15 protein-coding genes are annotated in these 16,143 nt (G+C 63.5%); 7 read left to right on the top strand and 8 right to left on the bottom strand.

What is annotated here, in order from left to right:
* Window positions 1-250: 250 nt before the first annotated feature.
* A complete protein-coding gene (locus QKE52_RS05500) occupies window positions 251-1,945 on the bottom strand; it encodes a lysophospholipid acyltransferase family protein (RefSeq protein WP_347948358.1) in 1,695 nt (564 codons plus the stop codon).
* 94 nt (window positions 1,946-2,039) lie between these two features.
* Entirely contained in the window at window positions 2,040-3,302 is a 1,263-nt protein-coding gene (gene serS, locus QKE52_RS05505; protein ID WP_070523855.1) for a serine--tRNA ligase, read from the bottom strand.
* Between the two features lie 66 nt (window positions 3,303-3,368).
* Between serS and QKE52_RS05510 the strand changes: the two genes are divergently transcribed.
* From QKE52_RS05510 to QKE52_RS05520, 3 genes are all read left to right on the top strand, one after another.
* Window positions 3,369-4,100 carry a GntR family transcriptional regulator gene (locus tag QKE52_RS05510; protein ID WP_185963230.1) on the top strand — a complete coding sequence of 244 codons (732 nt, stop codon included), beginning with the start codon at window positions 3,369-3,371 and terminating at the stop codon, window positions 4,098-4,100.
* Window positions 4,101-4,172: 72 nt separating this feature from the next.
* A complete protein-coding gene (locus QKE52_RS05515; protein WP_070523861.1) occupies window positions 4,173-5,303 on the top strand; it encodes a septum formation family protein in 1,131 nt (376 codons plus the stop codon).
* A 30-nt stretch (window positions 5,304-5,333) separates the two neighbouring features.
* On the top strand, window positions 5,334-5,681 hold the full coding sequence (locus QKE52_RS05520) for a metallopeptidase family protein (RefSeq protein WP_070684494.1): 348 nt from the start codon (window positions 5,334-5,336) through the stop codon (window positions 5,679-5,681).
* A gap of 23 nt (window positions 5,682-5,704) precedes the next feature.
* Here QKE52_RS05520 and QKE52_RS05525 read toward each other — a convergent pair whose 3' ends face one another.
* Together QKE52_RS05525 and pheA are read right to left on the bottom strand one after the other, a co-directional pair.
* The gene (locus QKE52_RS05525; RefSeq protein WP_070562211.1) at window positions 5,705-6,352 is read right to left on the bottom strand and encodes a histidine phosphatase family protein; all 648 of its coding nucleotides are present in this window, start codon (window positions 6,350-6,352) and stop codon (window positions 5,705-5,707) included.
* Between the two features lie 11 nt (window positions 6,353-6,363).
* Entirely contained in the window at window positions 6,364-7,269 is a 906-nt protein-coding gene (gene pheA, locus QKE52_RS05530) for a prephenate dehydratase (protein ID WP_347948359.1), read from the bottom strand.
* A gap of 41 nt (window positions 7,270-7,310) precedes the next feature.
* On the opposite strand from pheA, the gene QKE52_RS05535 reads away from it, so the two are divergent.
* From QKE52_RS05535 to QKE52_RS05545, 3 genes are all read left to right on the top strand, one after another.
* A complete protein-coding gene (locus tag QKE52_RS05535; protein WP_070597028.1) occupies window positions 7,311-8,456 on the top strand; it encodes an amidase in 1,146 nt (381 codons plus the stop codon).
* A complete protein-coding gene (locus tag QKE52_RS05540; protein WP_347948360.1) occupies window positions 8,453-9,151 on the top strand; it encodes a CPBP family intramembrane glutamic endopeptidase in 699 nt (232 codons plus the stop codon). The genes QKE52_RS05535 and QKE52_RS05540 overlap by 4 nt, the downstream gene beginning before the upstream one ends.
* Before the next feature lie 206 nt (window positions 9,152-9,357).
* Complete coding sequence (locus tag QKE52_RS05545; RefSeq protein WP_070532122.1) at window positions 9,358-10,647, top strand: LCP family protein; 1,290 nt, start codon at window positions 9,358-9,360, stop codon at window positions 10,645-10,647.
* 107 nt (window positions 10,648-10,754) lie between these two features.
* Here the strand turns inward: QKE52_RS05545 and QKE52_RS05550 are convergent, their stop codons facing one another.
* The 3 genes from QKE52_RS05550 to QKE52_RS05560 are packed head-to-tail and all read right to left on the bottom strand — an operon-like array spanning window position 10,755 to window position 13,357.
* The gene (locus tag QKE52_RS05550; RefSeq protein ID WP_070523878.1) at window positions 10,755-11,684 is read right to left on the bottom strand and encodes a DUF5926 family protein; all 930 of its coding nucleotides are present in this window, start codon (window positions 11,682-11,684) and stop codon (window positions 10,755-10,757) included.
* A 21-nt stretch (window positions 11,685-11,705) separates the two neighbouring features.
* On the bottom strand, window positions 11,706-12,410 hold the full coding sequence (locus tag QKE52_RS05555; protein WP_239249463.1) for a glycerophosphodiester phosphodiesterase family protein: 705 nt from the start codon (window positions 12,408-12,410) through the stop codon (window positions 11,706-11,708).
* On the bottom strand, window positions 12,410-13,357 hold the full coding sequence (locus tag QKE52_RS05560) for an L-lactate dehydrogenase (protein WP_193634815.1): 948 nt from the start codon (window positions 13,355-13,357) through the stop codon (window positions 12,410-12,412). Before QKE52_RS05560 ends, QKE52_RS05555 begins: the two co-directional genes overlap by 1 nt.
* A 140-nt stretch (window positions 13,358-13,497) precedes the next feature.
* Here QKE52_RS05560 and QKE52_RS05565 point away from each other — a divergent pair, with 140 nt between their 5' ends.
* A complete protein-coding gene (locus QKE52_RS05565) occupies window positions 13,498-15,339 on the top strand; it encodes an alpha/beta-hydrolase family protein (RefSeq protein WP_347948361.1) in 1,842 nt (613 codons plus the stop codon).
* A gap of 16 nt (window positions 15,340-15,355) precedes the next feature.
* On the opposite strand, the gene msrA is transcribed toward QKE52_RS05565, so the two are convergent.
* Window positions 15,356-16,006 carry a peptide-methionine (S)-S-oxide reductase MsrA gene (gene msrA / locus QKE52_RS05570; RefSeq protein WP_347948362.1) on the bottom strand — a complete coding sequence of 217 codons (651 nt, stop codon included), beginning with the start codon at window positions 16,004-16,006 and terminating at the stop codon, window positions 15,356-15,358.
* Between the last annotated feature and the right edge of the window lie 137 nt (window positions 16,007-16,143).

The following is a 16,143-nucleotide window of genomic DNA, read 5'->3' on the forward strand; positions in this document are numbered from 1 at the left end:
CACCACGAGCGCCCTGCTCACCGATACCTCGGCTACCTGCCCGAAAGGCGGATGAAGAAGAAGTTTTCTCCCAAAGCCAATGCTATATATCACCTGGATTTCTCTCCGGAGACGCTACTCACACGTAGGTTTCGTTGCCGTAAGCTGGCATTTTCAAGAAGCTTCATAGGTTAACAAAATAAAATAACACCCCCTTCCGGGGGTGTTAACGGGCGTCACGAACTCTCCACAAGTCCAGGGATATAAGGACCTATTCCTTCTCTCGTTGCAGGCGCGCCATCGCCTCCAACACCTCAGCCATGCCATAACGCTCCGAGGAATACGTCACCGCACGGGCAGCCTTAATCACCTCAATGGGGGCGGTCTCCAGCGCCACCATATGCACAGCGACGCCTTCCCCACCCTCCGCAAAGGTCTCATCCCCTGGCTCGTTGGCAAAGAACAAGAGATCCTTGGGCTCGGCGCCGATCTTCTTCACCACGGCTGCCAATCCCTCCGCCGGCGAAGCCGCGGTCACCACCGCGCCACCGGGAGCATCGTTGAACTGCACCCCTTCGGCCCCGTCCGCGCAGGCAATGCGCCAGCAGGTTTGGGGGAGATCCCCAAAAGCCGCAGCATCCAGCACCTCGCCCTGCGGCGAAATCACGATCACTTCCTCAACCTGCGGGTGCAGTTGTACAAGCGCCTCCTGGAGCCGCTTCGAAATCTCGCCGTTCTCCATACTCAACGCACTCTGATCTGCCGCAATCACCCGCGGCGCTTCAGAGTATTCAGCCTTCACCCGGTGAGGCAGGCGGGAAACGATGATGCGCGATTGCGTCGCCGCAGACAGCAAGCCCTGCTCCACCACGGATCCCGCGAAAATCTCCTTGCTGCTCGCCGTCATCGAGGCCTGGGCTTCCATCACGTCGGATTTCAGTTGCGCCATGACCTCCGTGACCTTGTCGCGGCCTTCCCCGACGCCGCGCATGGCTTCCTCAACCACCGAGTTGAGGTTCTCCTTGATCCACTCGAGGGTTTCCGGCGCAGTACGCGGGCGATTCTTCTCTGCGGCATCGGCTCCAGCTTCTGCAGTACCGGTTTCCTCGTTACTGCCCGGCTTCATCAGCGCCATCCGGTCGCGCATGAGCTCCACCGTGGCCTCGGAGACGCGGTCCTTAAGGCTTGTCAGATCATCGCGCAGCCGACGCACGCGGTAGCGCTCACTCTCCACCTCGGAGTCCTGGGCCTCTGCCTCCTCCAACGTCGGGGCGCCGCCGCCCTTGCGTGCCGGCACCCAGAACTCGCCGGCCGGCATCGGGCCAAACTCCGCTTCGTAGTCGGCCCACAGGCCCTCCAGGGCCTCCTGCATCCGGCGGCGCACCTCAGCGATGTCCGCGTCAAAGTCACCCGTCGTGTAATAAGGCTCCAAGGCCTTGATCAGCACAGGCGCCTTCGTGCGGCCCAGGTGCTTCTTCTGCCCCTTCGTCCACAGGCGCTGGGAGCCAAAGATAACCTGCGGAATAATCGGCACCCCCGCGCCATGAGCAATCCGCGCCGCGCCATTGCGCATGCTGCGAATCTCAAAGCTGCGGGAGATCGTTCCTTCCGCGAACACCCCAACGAGCTCCCCGCTCTTGGCCAGCTCAATGCCCTTCACAATCGACGCCCCACCATCGATGCGGTCCACCGGCACATGGCCCATCAGCCGAAAAAGTTGTCCTGCCACCGGTGTCTTAAAGATAGAAGCCTTAGCCAGGTAGCGCACCAAGCGGCGCTTGCGATACGCCAGGAAAGCCCCAAAGAGAAAATCCATGTAGCCGGTGTGATTGCACACGATGACGGCCCCGCCCTTATCCGGGATATTCTCCTCCCCGGACAAGCGCATCTTGAGCCCCTGAGCAATAGTCACCCCGCGCCCGATGTGCGTGATCTGCCGGTAGAGGAAGTTAGCCACAGCGCTCATAGTGCTCCAAATGCTTAAGACCTCGCCGCCGGCGGAAGGCAGCAAGGAGGGGACAAAAGTAAGCGGCGCGCGAGCCGCCGCGCGCCGCGTTCTTCTAGGAGTTTACGGGGTACAGAACGTCCTTGCCCACGAATGGGCGCAGTGCCTCCGGAACCACGACGGAGCCGTCCGCCTGCTGGTGGTTCTCCAGAATGGCCACGAGCCAGCGGGTGGTAGCCAGGGTGCCGTTGAGCGTAGCGGCGTACTGGGTCTTGCCGTTCTCATCGCGGTAGCGCGTGGACAGGCGGCGGGCCTGGAAGGTGGTGCAGTTCGAGGTCGAGGTGAGCTCGCGGTAGGTCTCCTGAGTCGGCACCCACGCCTCGTTATCAAACTTGCGCGCCGCGGAGGAGCCCAGGTCCCCACCCGCAATATCGATGGTGCGGTAGGGAAGCTCCATCGCCGCAAGCATGTCCTTTTCCATCTTCAGGAGTTTTTGGTGCATCTCCTCGGCGTCTTCCGGCTTGCAGTAGACAAACATCTCCAGCTTGTCGAACTGGTGCACGCGCAGGATTCCGCGGGTGTCCTTGCCGTGAGAACCCGCCTCGCGGCGGAAGCAGGAGGACCAGCCCGCATACTGCAGCGGCCCCTTCGACAGGTCGATGATTTCTTCCTTGTGGTAGCCGGCCAGAGCCACCTCCGAGGTACCCACCAGGTAGAGATCATCCGCCGGCAGGTAGTAGATCTCATCCGAGTGCTGGCCCAGGAAGCCGGTGCCTTGCATGACGTCCGGGCGCACGAGCACCGGCGGGATCATGAGCTGGAAACCGGCCTCACGAGCCTTCTGCGCAGCCAACATCAGCATGCCCAGCTGCAGGAAGGCTCCATCGCCGGTGAGGTAGTAAAAACGTGCGCCGCCGACTTTGGCGCCCCGCTTGACGTCGATAAGCCCCAGCGTTTCACCCAATTCCAGGTGATCCTTCGGCTCGAAGTCGAACTGCGGCTTCTCGCCGACCTCCTCGAGCACGATGAAGTCATCCTCACCGCCCGCGGGGGCGCCCTCCACCACGTTGGAGAGCTGGTACTGCAGCTCCGTCACCTTGGCCTCGGCCGCGGCCGCTTCCTCGCCGGCCGCCTTGACCTTCTCCTTCAGCTCGTTGGAGCCCTCCAGCAGCGCGGGGCGCTCCTCCGGGGAGGCCTGGCCAATCTTCTTACCAAAGGCCTTCTGCTCCGAGCGCAGCTGGTCTGCCTTCACAATTGCCGCGCGGCGCTGTTCATCGGCGGCGAGCAGCTGGTCCACCAAGGCGGGGTCCTCCCCACGGGTTACCTGGGAGGCGCGGACGACATCGGGATTTTCGCGAAGAAACTTGAGATCAATCACGCCGGATAGTTTAGCGCACGGCCATACCTTTGCACTGGTAATAACCAGCGGATTATCATGGATAACATGGCACCTCACATCATTACCGACGGCCCCGTGCCCAAGCACGCTCAGCTGCGGGATATTCTTTCCGAGCTCTGCCGAACCACCCTCAAACCCGGTGACATCCTTCCGGGCGAGCGCATCCTCGAGGAAACATACGGCGTTTCCCGCATCACCGTGCGCCGCGCCATCGGTGACCTAGTAGCTGAAGGCCGCCTGCGCCGCGTGCGAGGAAAAGGCACCTTCGTGGCCCCCAACCCGCTGGTCTCCCGGCTTCATTTGGCCTCCTTTTCTGATGAGATGGGCTATCAGAAAGTACAGGCCTCCTCGCGCATCCTGCTGGGTGAACGCAGCGCCGCCCCCGGTGAAGTCTGCGCCTTTTTCGGTACGGAAGCCTCGGTTTCCCATACCCACCTGCGGCGCCTGCGCTTGGGCGATGGCGAGCCTTATTCCATCGATGATGGCTGGTATAACTCTGCCTTCGCGCCCACGCTGCTGGAAAATGACATCTACAACTCCGTCTACTCGATTTTGGATAACACCTTCAAGGTCCCCATCACCGAGGCCGAACAAACCGTCACCGCCGTGGCAGCTGAGGAGGACATCGCCGAGCTTCTCGACGTCTCACCGGGCACCCCGCTCCTGCACATCACCCGCCTCGCCCGCTCCGGGGACCGCCCGGTTGAATGGTGTTCCTCGGTCTACCGCACTGACCGCTACCGGCTCACAACACACGTCTCCCGCTCGCGCATCTAGTGATTCTCCCGCCGCCTTAGCCTTGGGCGGGCTAGAAGCCTGGGCCGTTGAGGGGGTAGTATGAAGAGTTCTATGAGCACTTCATCTGCGTGGCGCTCCGCCTCCGCCATCCGCGTCGTCCTCGTTGCTGCCGTAGCCGCGGCCGTCTTCTTGGCGTTCTACGGTCTCTTCAGCGGCGGGCCAACTGGCACCGATTCGGCCGCACATGACTCCGCTTCCCCCAGCGCCGACGGTAGCCAGGCCGCTGATTCCTCCGAAGGCGAAGCCGCATCCTTCACCACCGCCTCCGCGGGCTCGTGTGTGACGTGGGATATCGCCCCGGACGGCACTGCCACAGGTTTTGAGCAGACCAGCTGCGATAAACCGCACCGCTTCGAGGTCTCCGCCCGAGAGGATCTCAGCGCCTACCCCACCAGCGAGTTCGGCCCCAACGCCAAGCGCCCAGACGTCACGCGGCAAAACGCCCTGCGCGACGAGCTATGCGAGGCCCCCACGGTGAGCTACCTCAACGGCAAATGGGATCCCAACGGACGCTACGACATTGCTTCCATCCTTCCGCCGGCCGGTTCCTGGGATCAGGGTGACCGCACCCTCCTGTGCGGCCTGCAGACTACCGACGCCAACGGCGTACCGCAGGAGTCCACGGGCAAGGTCAGCGAGGTGGACCAGGCGATCGTCGCCAAGCCCGGCGAATGCCGCAAGGTGGATGACAAACAGGTAGTCAGCACCGTGCCGTGCCAGGAACCGCACCAGATGGAGACCGTGTCCGTCATCAGCCTGGCAGAGAAGTTCCCCGATGCTTACCCCAGCGATGAAGAGATGGATAAATTCCTCTCCGAAACGTGTACCCAGAACGCCATGGATTACCTGGGCGGCGAGGAGAATCTCTACCAATCCACGCTGCAGCCTTTCTGGGGCGCGATGAGCCGCGAATCGTGGGAGGGAGGCTCCCGTTCGGTGAATTGCTCGCTGATCCACATCAAGGACGGCCACTTCTCCGAGATCACCGGCTCTGCCACGGGCGGCCGTGATGCCCTGAGCATCAATGGCGCCCCGCCCACGGAGCAGCCGAAGCGCAACCCATTGCGCGACCCGAATGCCCAGCCAGCCGAGCAGAACTCCCAGCAGGGCAGCGAGAATGCCCAGCCGGCCGGGCAGAACGCCGATCCCGCCGCGCCTGAAGCCGTGGCACCGGCCCAATAAACCCCCGTCCACTCAACAGGGAGTAAGCACATGTACGAGGTCAGCGAGGAACGCTTCGAGGAATTAGTCGGCGAGGCCCTGGACAAGATCCCGGATCGCTTCGTCGATCAGATGCGCAACGTGGTGATCCTCGTCGAAGAAGAGCACCCAGATAACCCCAACCTTCTTGGGCTTTACGAGGGCGTGATGCTCACCCACCGCACGGCCTCACACACCGGCCACCTGCCAGACACCATCTCGATCTACCGGCAGCCTTTGCAGGCGATAAGCAACTCGGAAGAAGAGCTCGCTCACGAAGTCATGGTGACCGTCTTCCACGAGGTCGGGCACTACTTTGGTTTCGAGGAGGACCGCCTCCACGAGCTCGGCTGGGGGTAGGCGCCTACCGTTGCCGCAGAGAACTAAACCTCGGTATCCGCCCAGCGCCTCAGCACCCACTGGCCAAAGGGCTGGCCCTGCGGCTCCATGAGGGTAAAGCGGCAGTTGGGCATGTACCCGGTGTAGGCAAAATCGGGGTCTACGCCGCAGGCGTGCGTCGTCACCACACGAATGGCGGCGCCGTGGCTAACGACGACGATGTCTTCATCATCCTCCAGCTCAGCAGCGAGATCCTCAAGCACCGGCTGGTAGCGCCCCAACACGTCCACGTAGCTTTCACCGCCCGGCATTCGGGCCTCCGGGTCGCCGTCGACCCAGCCGCGCAGCGCCACCATGTACTCGCGGTGGGTATCCTCGCTGCCGCTCATTTCATGTTCGCCGGCGAAGACCTCGTGCAGGCCCACGCGCACTTCCACCGGAACGCCGCGCTCATCGGCTGCCTCGCCGTATGTGCGGGCGGCCAGCATCGCCGTCTGCTGGGCGCGCAGGGCAATAGAACACACAAAGCGCACGCGGCGGCCCGCGCACAGCTCCGCCAACTCGCGGCCGACATCTTCCGCCTGGCCGCGGCCGCGCTCGGTGAGCTCGGCACCCGGCGGGCGGGTATCCATGATGCGGTCAATGTTGGAATACGTCTGGCCGTGGCGCAGGAGGATGATTCTTCCGGTCATGCTTCACCACACTATTGGCCGGTGCGCGCCTGCGCTACCCAGTCATCGGCCTCTTTCAACCGCGCCAAATCCCGTGGGCCCTCCCCGAGTTTCGCCGCGGAAGGCCAGGAGCCGACAAAAACGACGTTCTCCGCGCGCAACCACAGTGCCCGCAAAGCTTCCGCCACCGGTTGATCCTCGATGTGCCCGATGAGGTCGGCGTGGAAGCGGTAGTTACCGAAGACGGTGCGCAGCGGGCGGGATTCGATGCGGGAAAGATCCACCCCGCGGTGCGCGAATTCTTGGAGGGCGCCGACGAGGGAGCCAGGCTCGTTGGGCAGGGTGAAGATGACCGACGTCCTGTCGTTGCCGGTCCGCTCGGTCGGTTTTCCGGCCGGCCCCACCAGGACGAAGCGGGTCGTGGCCCCGGCAACGTCCGCGACATTCTCCGCAATCAAGTCCAGCCCGAAGACCTCCGCTGCCCGGGCAGGGGCGGCCGCGACATCCACCTCCCCGCGCGCCACGGCCTGCGCCGCCGCGCCATTCGACGCCGCCGGGACATACTCCACGTCCGGCAGGTTCTGCTCCAACCAACCGCGTACCTGCTGGTAGGCCACAGGATGCGTGGAGAAAGTTGTGCGGCTGGAACTGCCGGGGCGCACCAGAATGGAGAAGGACACCGGCAGGTCCACCTCGCGGTAGATCTGGACCCGGGAGCCGTCGGCAAGCGCGTCAAAAGTAGCCGTGACGGGTCCGTCCACGGAGTTCTCAATGGCCACGCAGGCATAGTCCGCCGCGCCCGAGCGCACCGCCGCCAGCGCCTCTGCCGGCGAGCTCACCGGAAGGCCCTCGGGGGAATCAAAGTCAGCGGCAAAATGCTGCATCGCCGCTTCCGTGAAGGTTCCGGCGGGCCCGAGGAATGCGATGGTGGTGCTCATGGCAGCAACTTTATCCCACTCAACTACTAGACTGAGCCGCCATGGAGAGAACCGAGTTCACACTGGACAAGCTGCGCGAGGATCTAGCGGGCCTGAGCCCTGCCGAGCACGGCTTCACGTATCTCGATCTCGAGCGCCGGCCCCAGGCACACGGGCGCTTGAGCGGGTGGATTCTCTCGGTCAAGGATCTCAACGACGTCGCCGGCATGCCCACCACGCTCGGCCATGCCGAGCGTGCCTACGTGGCGGAGGAGACTGATCCTTTTGTGCAGGAGCTTATCGACGCCGGCGCGCGAGTCGTCGGCAAGTCCGCCGCACCCGAGCTGGGCCTGCGTGTGGACACCGAACCTGTCGGCCTGCCCCACCCGGATAATCCTCTCTATCCCGGCCATACGCCGGGCGGTTCCTCCGGCGGGGCAGCGGTCCAGGTGGCGCGAGGATTACTGCGCGCCGCGCATGCTTCCGATGGCGGCGGTTCCATCCGCGTTCCGGCCGCTGCCTGCGGCGTCGTCGGGTTTAAGCCCGGCGGCGAGGACCTCTCGGTGCAGGGGTTCATCACGCGCAGCATCGCCGATACCGCCGCGCTGCATGGCCTTCGTCCGCGTGCCCGGCGCGCCCGCATTGGCGTGCTGACGGATCCCCTTTTCGCTCAAGCCGAGGTGGCCCCGCACATGCTGCGTGCGGTCGCGGAGGCCACCGCCTCCTTTGAAGGCGCCGGCTTCGAAACCGTCGCCATCTCTGCCTACCCTCAAGCTGCCCGCACCTTTGAGGCCTTCCAGCACATCTTCACCCGGAGATTGGCGGGCCTCGACTTTGCGGAGGGCTACGCGGAGTGGATTCGCGCGAAGGGCCGCCGCGTCACGGATTCCGAATTCGCCGCGGCCCGCGCCCATGCCGCTCAGCTGCCGGAGATGCTGGCCCAGGAATGGGACGTGGATGCCATTTTGAGTCCCATGCTGGCTTTCGATCCGCCGCGGCGCGGGCATTTCCTGGCGCTGGATCACCAGGCCAACTTCGATGAGCAAACGCGGTGGTCACCGTGGGGCTCGCTGTTCAACGTGGCGCAGCTGCCTGCCATCTGCGTGCCGTGGCCGGTGCGCGATCACCCGCCGGTGGGCGTGCACTTAGGGTCAATCACGCTTGACGAGTCCTCCCTCCTCGGCCTCGCCCAGGTGCTTCACCCATGAGCGCGCGCTCACGCCTGCGGGCGGAAATACTCATCGTCCTCACCATCACCTTTGGTATTTCGGGTGTGCGCGCCGCGTTGCGTCTGACCGATTCTCTGCTCAACCCGGCGCCGCTCAATGAGCAATCGGTCACCATCAACGCTTCGCAGTCAGCGACTACGTTGCTCGACCTCGCCTTCCAGCTGTGCAGCGCCGCGGTTCTTTTCGCGTGGGGAGCGCTTGCCCTGTATCTGCTGGCCTTGCCGCCCCGCCCGCGGTGGCGCGATGGCCTGCACGGCGCGGCGTTGGCGGCGGTAATCGGCCTGCCGGGTCTGGCGCTGTATTACATAGCGTTGCACTTCGGCTGGACCAAGGAGGTCGTCCCAGGGGCCTTCGATACGTGGATTGAGATTCCCGTGCTGCTCGTCAAGTCCTTTGCTAATGCCTGGGCGGAGGAACTGGTGGTGGTGTACTGGTTCATGACCAGGCTCAAGCAGTCTGGGTGGGCCCTGCCCGCAACGCTGGCGGCTTCCTCCATTCTGCGGGGTTCTTATCACCTCTACCAGGGAGTATCCGCGGGCTTTGGCAATATCATCATGGGTGTGGTCTATGGCTGGTACTTCCACCGCACGGGCAAGGTGTGGCCGTTGGTCATCGCGCACTTTCTTATCGACGCCATCGCTTTCGTCGGCTACGCCCTCCTCTTCGGCGCTTAAATAAGAGCTATCAGCAAGCCACAGCGAAAAGACAGCTACCGCCCCCTGTGTGATAGGTGGGGCAGAAGTTGTTTCGCGGTACAGTGTTCCCCATGACCTACCAAGGACGCGATCCAGAGCGCGAAGCCCGCCGTGCCGGCGAGCCCCACGGCACGCCTCGCCGCGCGGGCTCCGCTAGCTCTGCAGGCCCTTCCCGCCCCCGGAACATGGCCAGCCCACGCGGCTCACACGCAGCCGGTGATGACGCTGGCGAGTTCGTCCTTGGTGCCGACGGGCAGCCCTTGCGTGATCGCTACGGCCGACCGGTGCGCCGCCGTCCATCCGCGCAGCAAGCTAATCCTGCGCATTCATCCTCCCGCGCTCAGCGCCCCAGCGCGCGGCGTTCCCGGCCGGAGGAGACCCGCTTCGACGTCGACGCCTACATGGCCCAGCGCTCCCCCGCACGCCCAGCGCCCCGCCGGAGCGTACCTTCGCAACAGCCTGCTGTCCGCGCCAATCGGTACACCCCGGATGCCCCACCGCGTAGCTATGCTCCGCAAGCCCCCACCCGCAGGCGTGCCGAAGGTCGCCCGCACAGCCGCCGCAAGAAAGTAAACCCAGCCAAGCAGGCTTTCGGTTGCCTGGGCTGGATCGTCGTCATCGCCCTCGTCTTCATGGTGGCCTTCACCCTGTGGACGGATTCGCGTTTAACGCGCATCGATGCCCTGCCCACCGAGCAGGTGGCACAAACCTCTGGTACAAACTGGCTGCTCGTAGGTTCGGACTCGCGCCAGGGGCTCACTGAAGAACAACAGGCGGAGCTAGGCACCGGTGGCGATGTGGGCGTCGGCCGCACCGATACCATCATGCTGCTGCACATTCCCGCATCCGGAAAGGCCCAGTTGGTCTCCATTCCGCGCGATAGCTACGTCGACGTCCCCGGCTTTGGCATGGACAAGGTCAACGCGGCCTTTACGTACGGCGGCCCGCAGCTGCTGACCCAAACCGTGGAGCAAGCCACCGGCCTCCACATCGACCACTATGCGGAGATCGGCATGGGCGGCTTGGCCAACGTCGTGGATTCCGTCGGCGGCGTGGATATCTGTGTTAAGGAGCCCATCAACGATCCGCTTGCCGGCATCGACCTCCAAGCGGGCTGCCAAAAGCTCCGCGGGCCGGATGCCCTCGGCTACGTGCGCACCCGCGCCACCGCGATGGGTGACTTGGACCGCGTGGAGCGCCAGCGCGAATTCTTCGCCGCACTGCTGGATAAGGCAACGTCTTTCTCCACGATTGGCAACCCCTTCAAGGCAATTTCACTGGTTAACCACACCGCCGACTCCTTCATCGTCAACGAGAAGGACCACGTCTGGCACCTTGCCCGCGTGGCGCTATCCATGGCCTCCGGCGTGGAAACAAAGACGGTTCCCATCGGCGGCTTCGAGGACACGGTCGTGGGCAACGTCGTCCTCTGGGATGACGCCGAGGCCCAAGCGCTCTGGGACTCCATGCGCTAAGGCTTCGGCCGGTCGTTTCGATCAAATAAGGCTCCAAAACCACATGGTTTCGGAGCCTTATTTGATCGTTTCGTACCCGCGCCTCGGGGGCGGAGGCGCCGGGGCAACTAGCGCAGCGTTACCTGGCGGGACTTAATGTTCTGCAGCTGCTTGCGCTCATCGGCATCGAGGTTGGCGTCGTTGGAGATCTCCTCCTCCAGCGCCTTATTCACGCGAGACAACTCTGCCTCGTAGGAATCGTGCGCAACCTCCGGGTCGAGGTCGAAGACCGGAGCGATGAGGCCGTGGGTACGGAAGACACCGGCAAACTTGGTGTTCTCTCCCAGGTTGAGCTCACCGCGAGCGGCGATGCGCGCAAGGGCGTTAAGGAAAGCATTCTCGTCATCGCAGGGGCGGACCCAGCGGATGTGCGCCTTGCCGCCACCGGCGTTAGCCCAGAAGGCGGTGCCCACAAAGCCTTCAGCCTCCTGGCCCACCTGGTAGGACTCGATGACGGAATCGTTAGCGCGCTGCAGAGCCTGCGCCATCTGCGGCGGGACCTGCGCGCCCTCCGGCATCCACCACGCGAAGTCCTGGTAGACGTTGATCTCCAGCTCGGCGTCTTCCTCAAGCAGCTCCTTGAGCTCCGGCTGGGAGCCATCAGCAGCGGTGGACTCGAGGGTGGAACCCGGCGCGTTGTTCTTCACCCAGTTCAGGGCGAAAGCTAGGTCGCGGCCCGGGTTGTGCGTATGGGACTGCACCTGCAGGCCCACGAAGGCCTCGCCGCCGGACTCCTCATCACGGATGAGTGCCGCGGTAGCACCGGGCAGCACGGTGGAGACGTAAACGTCCTTGTCAAAGCCTTTCACAGACAGCTTCGCCGTTGCGGAAGGAACGAATTCCTGCAGGGCGACGAGGCTAGCCTCAGCGGCGAGCCCACCGAAGGGGCGGGGGTCCTTTTCCAGGGCAGCGCGCTCGGCGGCGCGGGCAGCGAGCTTAGCTTGGCGGCGGGACATGCCCTCCGGCAGCTGTTCGTTCTTCTTTTTCTTCTTGGCCATACTGAACAACTTACCTGTTCATTACAGCTCAATGGCATGCAGGGCCACTTCCGGCTGGTTCGTGGCGAGAATATCCACCCCATTGGCCCACGCCCACTTCATATCCTCAGGTTTATCGATGGTCCACATGTACGTGGGCAGACCATGCGCACCAATGGCGCCTGGTTGGAGCTTGCCGCGCAGCAGCGACATGCCTAGGCCCGTGGGCTGCGATAACAGGATGTCCGGGCGGTTGAAATGGCGCTCCCAATCGCGGCGCAAATATATGCGGTCGATATGCGGGGCGAGCGCTGCCATTCGACGGATGGCCCGGTGGGAAAAGGAAATCATGTGGATCCGGGGGTCGTCGACAAGCCCTGCGTAGCGCAACCGCAGCACCATCTGTTCTTCGAGGATGTCGCCCTGCCCCGAGGGATGCTTGGTCTCGATGTAGAGGTGATGCTTCTTATCGCCGAGTATCTCGAGGAGCTCGTCGAGAAGCAGCATGCGCTGGCCACCACCGATCTTGAGGCGGCGCAGCTCCTCCCATGTCATGCGAGACACTCGGCCTGAGCCATTCGTGGTGCGGTCCAGGGTGGGATCATGGTGAACCACCACCTTGCCGTCGCTGCTCAGACGGATATCGCACTCGATGCCGTGAATGGGAAGCTCGAGCGCTTTTTCAAAGGCAAGAGGGGATAGCTCCGGATATTTCCCGGAGTATCCCCTGTGGGCGACAATCTTCACTAGCCGAAGATTTCTTCCTTGATGGTGTTGAGAGTGTTGAAGGAGTTCTCGAAGCGCTCCTTCTCGTGGTCATCGAGGGCCAGCTCGATAACACGGTTGACGCCGGAGCGGTCAACGATGGCCGGGGTGCCGATGAAGACATCCTCGTGGCCGTACTCACCCTGCAGGTAAGCGGAGACAGGAAGTGCGACAGCCTGGTTCTGAATGACCGCGCGGGTGATGCGGGCCAGGGCCATGCCGATGCCGTAGGAGGTGGAGCCCTTGGCGTCGATGATGTGGTAGGCGGCGTCGCGGGTGTCCTCGAAGATCTTCTCGATGCGCTCGTTGTAACCCGGGTCCTTCTCAGAACGGTGGGACAGGGAGACACCAGCGATGTTGGCGGAGGAGACGACCGGCAGCTCGGAGTCACCGTGCTCACCGATGATGTAGGCGTGGACGGAGGTTGGAGCCACGTCGTCCATCTCGGAGAGCATGTAGCGGTAGCGGGCCGAATCCAGGACGGTACCGGAGCCGATGACGCGCTCGTGCGGGAAGCCGGAGGCCTTCCATACCGCGTAGGTCAGCAGGTCAACCGGGTTGGAGGCAACCAGGAAGATGCCGTCGAAGTCATTCTTCATGACGTCCGCCACGATGGAGTTCATAATCTTGACGTTCTTATCCACGAGCTGCAGGCGGGTCTCGCCGGGCTTCTGAGCGGCGCCGGCGCAGATGACGACCATGGAGGCGTCCTTGCAGTCTTCGTAGGTGCCCTTGGTCACGCGGGTGCGGGACGGGGCCCAGACAACACCATGGTTGAGGTCCATGACGTTGCCCTCGAGCTTCTTTTCGTCGATGTCGATGATGGCCAGGTGGTCAACAGTTCCCTGGTTGACCAGAGCGTAGGCGTAAGCAACTCCAACGTCGCCCGCGCCGATGAGTACTACTTTGTTTCCAACATGATTTCCCATGCCTCCTATTGTGCCCCCAATGTCCGAATTTTGCTCGTTATGCGCCCGAATTCACAGACCCAGTAGTCCGATCTCACATTTTCATGTCTGATCGGACATCTATGGATGCTCCACTGCACGTCGCACCTAAAGCTGGTTCAATGGCCAGCATGCGTCAACTTGCGCGCCGCATCGCACTCAGAACCGCCCGCACGGGCCTTCAGGCTGCAATCTTTTCCCTGGAGATCATCAGCGATCTCACGCCCGGCATGCGCATGACTGGCCGGCGGCGCCTTCCGCAAAACATGTGGCCCGGGCTCTTCGGCGCCGAAGTCGCAACGTGGGCAGCCGTCTCCCCTTCCCTTTTGCCCCGCCCGTGGTGGGTCACCGCCGCCAACGTGGCCATCGGCCAAGGCGCCGGGCACCTCGCCGCGACCACCGCGGCCTTCGCTGCCAAGCGCGCGCTGCACCACGCTGGCCGACGCCCCCAGGACCGCGTCGGCCCCACCACTCGGCGCTATTCCTACTACGCACTTGGGGTTGGCACACTCGTCGCAGGCATACGCTCCCTGCGCAATCAGACGGAGCAAGCCCGGCTCGTGGGAAAGCTCAATGACCGCGGCCCGCAGTCCGCAGCACTGGGCATGGCCGTGGGCACGGCAGGCTACGGCGCCTTGCTCGTTGTGGGGGAGGCAGCCCAGCTCACCGTCACTCAGCTGTCCCTCCAGGTCCAGCGCTGGCTGCCCAGGTGGATTGCCTGGCCGCTAGCCGGCGGCGCGGTCGGCTTCGCCACAGCCCTGGTCAGCGACCGGATGGTGTGGCGTCGCTTGCTCCGCAAGGCCTCCGTCCAAGGCCTGGCGCTCAACAAGCTGGTATATCCGGGCTCCGCCATGCCGTGGGAGCCGGAGCGCTCTGGCAGCCCCTGGTCCCATGAGCCTTGGACGGCCGTCGGCGCACAGGGCAGAGCGTTTCTTGACCGCGGCCCGCGCGCCCAGGACATCAAGGAGGTCATGCACTTCGAGCGCGCCCACGAGCCAATTCGCATCTATATCGGACTCATTCGCGGTCGCGGCCCGCACGCCGCCGCACGCCACGCGGTGGCGGAGATGGACCGCACGGGTGCGTTCCACCGCGACACGATCGTGTTGCAAATGCCCTCCGGCTCAGGGTGGATCAATAACTATGCGGTCAGCGGCTACGAATTCCTCACGCGGGGCAATTGCGCCACCGTGGCCCTGCAATTCGACTACTTGCCTTCCATGTTTTCCTACTTGGTGGACAAGAACCTCTCCCGCATCTTTGCGCGCGAGCTCATCACGGCCGTCCATGCCCGCCTCGAGCTCCTTCCCGAGGACAACCGCCCCAAGTTGTATTTCAGCGGCGAGTCCCTGGGCTGCTATGCCATCGTGGAGAACTACGAGACGGTCGAAGAACTCCTCGCTGCCTGCGATGGTGCGGTCTTCACCGGACCTCCGCGGATGACCAGCTTCATGAGGCGCCTACACCGCGAACGCGGTTCCCTGGAACGCCTGCCGCTTATCGACGGCGGCCGGCACCTCCGCTTCGCCGCCGTTCCCGCCCACATGGAGCACGATGCCTTCGGCGAACCTTACGGCCCCTGGGAACGCCCGCGCGTGGCGGTGGGCCAGCACGCCTCCGACGCCATCGTGTGGTGGGACAGCAAACTCATCTACGCCCGTCCCAACTGGATTCACGAACCCACCCCGCAGACCTTGTACGCGGATACCTTTAAAAATCTGCACTGGCACCCGTTCATCACTTTCTGGCAGGTGGCCCTGGATCAGATCAACTCCCTCAACGTGCCGGGCGGCCACGGCCACAACTACTTTGAGGAAACCTTCTGGTACTGGGATTCTGTCCTCGGATCCCAAACACGAACCCAGCTCACCCCGGAGCTCGCCGAGCGCATGCGGGCCTTCGTGGAGCGCGACCAGCTCAACAAACCTTCCGACTTTCGGACGCACGTGCGCAAGCAGCTCTAGCCGCGCGCACACCGCGCTAGCCGCACTTCACACCGGTGCTGTGGTACGGGCAGTAGCCATTGGGCACCTTGTGCAAGTACTGCTGGTGTTCGTCCTCGGCCAAGTAATACTGGCCTGAGTCTGTCTCGCTGAGGAGGGTGACTTCGGTGGTGGTGGTGCCAAAGCCGGCGTCGGCAAGCTTGCCCGCATAGGAATCCACGAGCTTCTGAATCTCCGCGCGTTCCTCCTCGATCTCTGGGTAGAAGGCCGAGCGGTATTGCGTGCCCACGTCGTTGCCCTGACGGAAGCCCTGGGTGGGGTCGTGAGCCTCCAAGGCCTTGACCACAAGGTCGCGCAGGCTCACGCGCTGCGGGTCATAGGTAATCTGCACAGCCTCCGCGTGGTTGGTCAGCCCGCGGCAGACCTCGTAATAGGTCGGGTTTGGCGTGGTGCCGCCCGCATAGCCCACGGACGTCGACTCCACACCCTCGGTTTCCCAGAACATCTTCTCCGCGCCCCAGAAACAGCCGATGGCAATGATGAGGGACTTCTGCCCTTCCTTCCACGGACCGGTGATAGGAGTCCCCAGGACCGCATGGGGCTGCGGGTTGTCCAAGACGGGCTCGGATCGCCCGGGAAGGGCGTCCTCCGCTGCCACCAGCTTGGGTTCTGGCTTGAAAAGAAACATGCAGGATTCTCCTTCGCGTAGTGTTGTCCTCCCCTTATACTCCGCTAGGCCGCTTGCAATCCAGGTTTTCGTTCACGGCGGTTCCCATTAAAAAATTATTGTGGCCAAATCCTCATCCGCACCCTACGATGGGGCCT

Origin of the sequence: Corynebacterium sp. c25Ua_47 (genome assembly GCF_039907205.1) — a bacterium.
GTDB classification, from domain to species: domain Bacteria; phylum Actinomycetota; class Actinomycetes; order Mycobacteriales; family Mycobacteriaceae; genus Corynebacterium; species Corynebacterium hiratae.

Bases quoted from the DNA above. Each gene is read 5' to 3' on its own strand.
- QKE52_RS05500 (WP_347948358.1), bottom strand. From the start codon at position 1,945: ATGAGCGCTGTGGCTAACTTCCTCTACCGGCAGATCACGCACATCGGG.
- QKE52_RS05510 (WP_185963230.1), top strand. From the start codon at position 3,369: ATGGCACCTCACATCATTACCGACGGCCCCGTGCCCAAGCACGCTCAG.
- QKE52_RS05515 (WP_070523861.1), top strand. From the start codon at position 4,173: ATGAGCACTTCATCTGCGTGGCGCTCCGCCTCCGCCATCCGCGTCGTC.
- QKE52_RS05520 (WP_070684494.1), top strand. From the start codon at position 5,334: ATGTACGAGGTCAGCGAGGAACGCTTCGAGGAATTAGTCGGCGAGGCC.
- QKE52_RS05525 (WP_070562211.1), bottom strand. From the start codon at position 6,352: ATGACCGGAAGAATCATCCTCCTGCGCCACGGCCAGACGTATTCCAAC.
- pheA (WP_347948359.1), bottom strand. From the start codon at position 7,269: ATGAGCACCACCATCGCATTCCTCGGGCCCGCCGGAACCTTCACGGAA.
- QKE52_RS05535 (WP_070597028.1), top strand. From the start codon at position 7,311: ATGGAGAGAACCGAGTTCACACTGGACAAGCTGCGCGAGGATCTAGCG.
- QKE52_RS05540 (WP_347948360.1), top strand. From the start codon at position 8,453: ATGAGCGCGCGCTCACGCCTGCGGGCGGAAATACTCATCGTCCTCACC.
- QKE52_RS05545 (WP_070532122.1), top strand. From the start codon at position 9,358: ATGGCCAGCCCACGCGGCTCACACGCAGCCGGTGATGACGCTGGCGAG.
- QKE52_RS05550 (WP_070523878.1), bottom strand. From the start codon at position 11,684: ATGGCCAAGAAGAAAAAGAAGAACGAACAGCTGCCGGAGGGCATGTCC.
- QKE52_RS05560 (WP_193634815.1), bottom strand. From the start codon at position 13,357: ATGGGAAATCATGTTGGAAACAAAGTAGTACTCATCGGCGCGGGCGAC.
- QKE52_RS05565 (WP_347948361.1), top strand. From the start codon at position 13,498: ATGGCCAGCATGCGTCAACTTGCGCGCCGCATCGCACTCAGAACCGCC.
- msrA (WP_347948362.1), bottom strand. From the start codon at position 16,006: ATGTTTCTTTTCAAGCCAGAACCCAAGCTGGTGGCAGCGGAGGACGCC.